This window comes from Terrisporobacter sp. (genome assembly GCF_017888745.1).
Taxonomy (GTDB): domain Bacteria; phylum Bacillota; class Clostridia; order Peptostreptococcales; family Peptostreptococcaceae; genus Terrisporobacter.
The window spans coordinates 1-6,421 of sequence record NZ_JAGHFM010000025.1; the positions used below are offsets into that span (position 1 = coordinate 1).

Sequence of the window (6,421 nt, forward strand, 5' to 3'; positions counted from 1 at the left end):
ATTATATGTTATTCATGGAGCAGATAACATATAATTTCATTACAATAAAGAAAATGACACCTAAAAATAGGTATCATTTTGTTATATGATTTTGAATTTTATTTTAAGTAGAATTTAAGTCTTTAACTATTTCATTTATACAATCTTCTGCTTGAGGGTAAAGAGTATATTTTTTATTATTTAAAAGAATCAAATTCTTTCTATTTATTTGCTAGTTTATTATCAAAATGTGATATTTTTCTAAAATAAGCTTATTAGATTATCTAGTATTTAATTTATTTCTACCATTAATATAACGTTAAAATATCATTTGTTTTAAAAATTAAAAATGAACTTTATAAATAGCAAAATCCATCTTTCTTTTCTTTAATAAAATATTTTTAATCAATAAAACACCGTATAATCAATATATTATCAAAAAATTTTGTAAAAATATAGTCTTTTTAGGAAAACATTTTTCGATTATAATTAAATCACAGATAACCAAAGGAAAGAGGGGCTAGTAGATGAAAAAAATTTTTATAATTACATCAATATTATGTAGTGGGGTTTTAGTAGTTTTAAATTTAGCCAAATTATTAAAAAGAAAAGAAATTTGCTAATTATATTTAAATCCTATTAAATATATCATCTTTGAAAATTTTTCTATATAACAAACTAAATTTACTGGAGGAATAAGATTATGAATATAAATATCATTTCAAAAAAAGTAGAATTAACAGAGGCTATTAAATCAAAAATAGAAAATAAATTTGGTAAGTTAGAAAAATATTTAAATCAAGATACTGATATAAATGTAAAGTTAGATGTAAGAAAGAAAAATCAAAAAATAGAAGTTACTATATTTACTAAAGGCGGAACTATTCTTAGAGCAGAAGATTCTAGAGAAGATTTATACTCTGCTATAGATTTGGTTTATGATAAACTTTATGGTCAAATAAGAAAGTTAAAAACTCAATTATCTAGAAAAAATAAATCTAATGATAGTATAAGATTTGATAATATAGAATACTATGATACATCTGATGAGGAATATGATAATAAGATAAAAAAGGTGAAAAAATTTAATATAAATAAACCTATGAGCGCTGAAGATGCTATAAATCAAATGGAACTATTAGGTCATAACTTCTTTGTATTTAGAGATTCAGATACTGAAGATGTAAATATTGTTTATAAAAGACATGATGGATATGGTTTAATTGAACAAATTTAGCTACAAAATTTAACTACATAGGTACACAAATATTCATTTGGTAAGACTAAAAAGAACTAACTATTAAATAGTTGGTTCTTTTTTATATTGTATGGAAATTATAATTTATTGCTTTTAATTCATTTATGTGACTTAGTCACTTTCTTTTTACTAAAAAAACAATATAATAGCTTTAAATAAAAAACATTGGGAGGATTATTAAAATGACTAAGGTTAAGAAAAAAGCAACGATAGATAAAAATTATTGTGTTGCTTGTGGTACTTGTGTAAAAATTTGTCCTTTGCAACTTATACACATAGAACAAGGAGTATTCGCTGAAATAAATACAGAAAAATGTGTTGGATGTGGAAAGTGTGCAAAAGCTTGTCCTGCATCTGTAATAGGTATTAAAGTAATGGAGGCTATAAACAATAATGAAGAAAAATAAGAAAAAAATAATAGATTATATGTGGATTATTAGTTGTATATATTTATCTTTAGGTTTATTTAATATATTATTTGCTTGGTTAGGACTTCTATGTTTTTCAATCCCCCTAATAATCTCTCTATCTGGTAGGGGTAAAAAATATTGTAATGTATACTGCGGTAGAGGTCAATTATTGGATCTTATGGGAAATAAATTAAAAATGTCTAGAAAAAAAGATATACCTAGCTTTTTAAGAAGTAAATGGTTTAGATATGGTTTCTTAACATTCTTTATGACAATGTTTGTGTTGATGTTATTTAATACTTATATGGTATTTAGTGAAGCTAGTGAATTACAAAAATTTATAAAAATACTTTGGACATTTAAACTTCCTTGGAACTGGGTTAATACAAGTATGGTTTCTCCATGGGTTGCACAATTTGCATTTGGCTTTTATAGTATAATGTTAACATCTACAATTTTAGGTATAATTACTATGATTTTATATAAACCAAGATCTTGGTGTGTATATTGCCCAATGGGAACTATGACCCAGTTAATTTCAAAGTCAAAATATCGTTCTAATAAATAAGACTTATTTAAATAAAAAAAGCAATAACTGTGCTAATAAAAGCTTCAGTTATTGCTCTATATAACCATATATTTGAATTTTCTAAATACTTTATTTTTTAATAAGTTTAATAATTTTACACTTTCAATAAAACTAATATAAGTTTTTAAAAATTATACAATTTCATAAATGTCTGATAATTCTAATTCTATATTGTTATTACTTATATTGTAGTAGTCATATACCTGAGATTTTAAATTTTTATTTGGTAATTTAATTATAAACTTACTCCCCTTATTCAGTTTACTCTCAACACTTATATTACCATCATGAGCTTCAACTATAGACTTAACAATACTTAGTCCTATTCCACTTCCTTCATTAGCTCGTGTAAAAGATTTATCACATTGAACAAAACGTTTAAATATGTGCTCTAAATTTTTTTCTTCTATACCTATGCCTTCATCTCTTATAACTATCTCTATCCATTCATTATTTTCAATTACATTAACATATATATTGTTATTTTCATTTGAAAACTTTATTGCATTTGATAATAAATTTAGTATAACTCTTTCAATCATCGTTGGATCACATTCTATAATACTTTCTTCCACATTTGTATCAAACTGTATGTATATTTTTTTTAATAATGCAAAATTTGAAACGGATAAAGTTACATCTTCCACAATGGATACTATGTTATATATACCAAAATTAGGTTTCAATAAACCTTCTTCTATTTGTGAAATATCCATAATATTATTTATTAATCTCAACATTCTCTTGCAATTTGTTTTTAAATGTTTTTCATATTTTATATACATAGATTTAAAGTCTAAATCATTTTTATGTAAGCCTCTCTCTAATAATTGTATGGCTGAGCTAAATATATTTAAAGGGGTTTTTAATTCATGAGCTAAATTTGCTATAAACTCATTTTTTTCTTTATCATATACTTTAAGTTTTTCTAATTCAAACTGAGTGTTTATTTCTTGGGAAACATCAGAATAAGAAACTACTATTTGTTTGTATTCTTCATCACTGATGATTAGATGTACATAGCAATCCAAATACCTATTTTCTTTATCATTCTTGATTATTCCACTCCAAAAACCATTCACTTGTAGAGAGTCCATTATCTCATTCTTATTACCAATAAAATCTAATTTATTCTTTAGAATTTCTTCTAATTCTTTTAAATTATCATTATCGATTATATTATAATTTTCTTTAATCTTTTTATTAGCATATAATAAATTGTAATTTTCATCACTTATAAACATACAGCTATGATTGCTATTTTCAGCTAAATCATAGAATGTAGATAAATTTCTATTTAGTACTTTTGTTTTACATATATATATATATAACTCAACAAAAGAACCTGTAATAACTATAAAAAAGCTGATAAAAGTTATTGATACTGCTGTTAAATTAATATAAAATGACAATACACCTTTACAATTCATAGAATATATACCATAAATTGCTTTTATTGAAAATAAAAATATACTAGCGGATAAAACTATAAATAAGTATTCCTTACTTTTTAAACCAATTCTAAATAATTTTATGCCAACATAACCATAAATAATCATTAAGAAAATATTATATAATACAAAAAATTCACTACTATTATAAAAACTAATTTTACTACCAAAATTAATTTCAAGCAGTCCAAATAATACAGAATATGCAACTAAAATTATTATTGATAGTTCTTTATTATCAATAATAACTTTTGAAATTTTATTATTTTCTCTAATAGATAGAATTAATATAAAAACCCTTAATATAGAGGTACATATAACGGTATAATTAGATATTGATAATTTTACTGCATAAAAACTCAAGTAATTAATATATCCTAATAATATATCTATTGATAATGATAAATATATTAAAGAAATAAAAAATACACTATCTTTTTTTAGTCTATTATATGCTATAATGCAACTGCCAAAAGCCAATATTGAAGTTACACAATTAAAAGTCCTAATAAATCTTATAGTAGATTGTAGGTAAGTTTTATCTCCTTCACCAGATAAAAATATATCTGTAATAGAAATAGTACATACTATTAAAACAGTAATCATTACATAAATAAGTAATCTATTTTCTTTCTCTTCTAACTTGTTATTATCTATAATTCTATGCATTATATTCTAAAATCCCCTTTTTCATTTTTCCTGCTTTTACAAATAATAACATACTTAAAGAATTTTATTTGTAATATTATGTCGTATAATTTATTTTTTGTTTTAATTTTAAGTAAATAAATATAAAATTATATATTAAACTTACCTTTCATAGCGAAATCTATAGATTTTTGTATTATTTTCTATAATTTTATTATTATAAGTTAATCCCCCCAATTTTATCCTTATAAATTTAAAGTTGAATTATCTTAGTACCTATTTTTTCTCCAAATGAAGTATCATGCTCCACAAATAACATTGTTGGCTGTTCACTAAAAATAAGATTTTCTACTTGCATACGTGAAATCACATCTATAAAGTTAAGAGGTTCATCCCATATATATAAATCAGCTTCTTCACATAAACTCTTAGCAATAAGTAACTTCTTCTTCTGACCTTCACTCCACTGACTTATATCTTTTTCAAATTGTATATTTTCAAATCCAAGCTTTATTAAATTACTTTTTACATGCAAATTATTAACATTTTCATTTTTTATAAAATCATCTAAGTTTCCTTTTAAGTGAGAAGTTTCTTGAGAGATGTAAGATATTTTATTTGTTTTTTTAATATATCCTCTATGTGGAATATCTTCGCCTATTATTAATTTTATAATACTAGATTTACCACTTCCATTTTTCCCTCGTAGCCACACTCGCTCACCTTTTTTTACTTCAAAACTTATATCATCAAATATTTTTTCATCGTCATAACTAATTTGTAAATTATGAACTTCCAATACAGTTTCTTTACTCTGATTTAAGTCATCTCTATCCTTTATATTTTTTGAAGATATTTCTAATTTTTCTACAACATCTAAGTTTTTTAGTAATTTAGACTTTTCTTCAATTGCTTTATTTTGTCTAGCCTCAATACTCTTAGCTCGTTTCATCATTTTAGCTGCTTTATGACCTATAAATCCCCTATCAACTGGACCATTTCCTTTTTTACTAGCTTCTATTTTATGGGACCATATTGACTTTTGCTTAGCTGTTTTTTGTAGCCTTTGAATCTCTTTTTGTAATTTTTCATTTTTAGATTTTTCAAACTCATCTTCTCTATCTTTATTAAATTGCCATGTGGAGAAATTACCCTTTTGAATTTCTATATTAGCCCTATTTATAGAAAGTATGTGGTCAACTATAGAATCTAAAAATGCTCTATCATGAGATACTACTATAAATCCTTTTTTACTGGCTAAATATTTAGCTACTATTTCTCTTCCTTCCACATCTAAATGATTCGTAGGCTCATCAATAAGTAAAAAGTGATTTTTTCTCAAAAATAATCCTACTAAAAGTAACTTTGTTTGTTCTCCATAACTTAATATTTCAAATGTTTTACTAAGTATATTAGTATCTAAGCCTATTTTATTAACTTCTTTTTCAATTAATTCATTTATTATATATCCATCATTATTTATATAATTTTCTAGAATTTCTCCGTATATATCCATTTTTTCTGGCAACAGACTATATTCTTCCATCTCTTTTTCCCAAATTGTAAAAGGAGCAATGGAATTTCTAACTACCTCCAAGGCTGTCCCAAAAATGTCACGCCCTTTGATGGGGAAATATTCAAACTTTACTGTACTTGTAATTTGACCACTATATTCATATTCTCCCATAAGAAGTTTTAAAAAAGTAGTCTTTCCCCTTCCATTTCGACCAATCAATCCTAACTTCCAGTCTGTATCTATGCAAAATGATACATTTTTAAATATATCTTCACCATGTGTATCATATTGAAAACTTAAATTATTTATATTTATTTGCGACATAACTCCATCTCCTCTTAAAAGTAAATTTTCTTTAGTCGTGTAACAAACCATATGTCTTTGTTATCACTTCATGTATATCCGATTCTAAAATTTACATAAAAAAACTTCCTTAAATTTAAGTAATTTCAACTACTTTAAATTAAGGAAGATATAATTCTACTAAGTATATATAAAATATAATTATATTCTAGCTCTAAAAACATAATTATATTAATATTTTTCACACAAAAATAAATATATTTTAAG

General features: G+C 23.8%; 5 protein-coding genes. 3 read left to right on the plus strand and 2 right to left on the minus strand.

What is annotated here, in order from left to right; translation table 11 throughout:
* Positions 1–682 precede the first annotated feature (682 nt).
* From hpf to J7G74_RS00855, 3 genes are all read left to right on the plus strand, one after another.
* On the plus strand, positions 683–1,216 hold the full coding sequence (gene hpf / locus J7G74_RS00845) for a ribosome hibernation-promoting factor, HPF/YfiA family (protein WP_297130543.1): 534 nt from the start codon (positions 683–685) through the stop codon (positions 1,214–1,216).
* A gap of 203 nt (positions 1,217–1,419) precedes the next feature.
* Positions 1,420–1,644 (plus strand): 4Fe-4S dicluster-binding protein, encoded by a 225-nt coding sequence (locus J7G74_RS00850; RefSeq protein ID WP_297130545.1) that lies wholly within the window; start codon positions 1,420–1,422, stop codon positions 1,642–1,644.
* Positions 1,631–2,215 (plus strand): 4Fe-4S binding protein, encoded by a 585-nt coding sequence (locus J7G74_RS00855; RefSeq protein ID WP_297130548.1) that lies wholly within the window; start codon positions 1,631–1,633, stop codon positions 2,213–2,215. The genes J7G74_RS00850 and J7G74_RS00855 overlap by 14 nt, the downstream gene beginning before the upstream one ends.
* A 152-nt stretch (positions 2,216–2,367) precedes the next feature.
* Here J7G74_RS00855 and J7G74_RS00860 read toward each other — a convergent pair whose 3' ends face one another.
* A complete protein-coding gene (locus J7G74_RS00860) occupies positions 2,368–4,356 on the minus strand; it encodes a sensor histidine kinase (RefSeq protein WP_297130551.1) in 1,989 nt (662 codons plus the stop codon).
* 232 nt (positions 4,357–4,588) lie between these two features.
* Positions 4,589–6,175, minus strand: coding sequence for a ribosomal protection-like ABC-F family protein (abc-f, locus tag J7G74_RS00865; protein ID WP_297130554.1), 1,587 nt, complete (start codon positions 6,173–6,175; stop codon positions 4,589–4,591).
* Positions 6,176–6,421 lie beyond the last annotated feature (246 nt).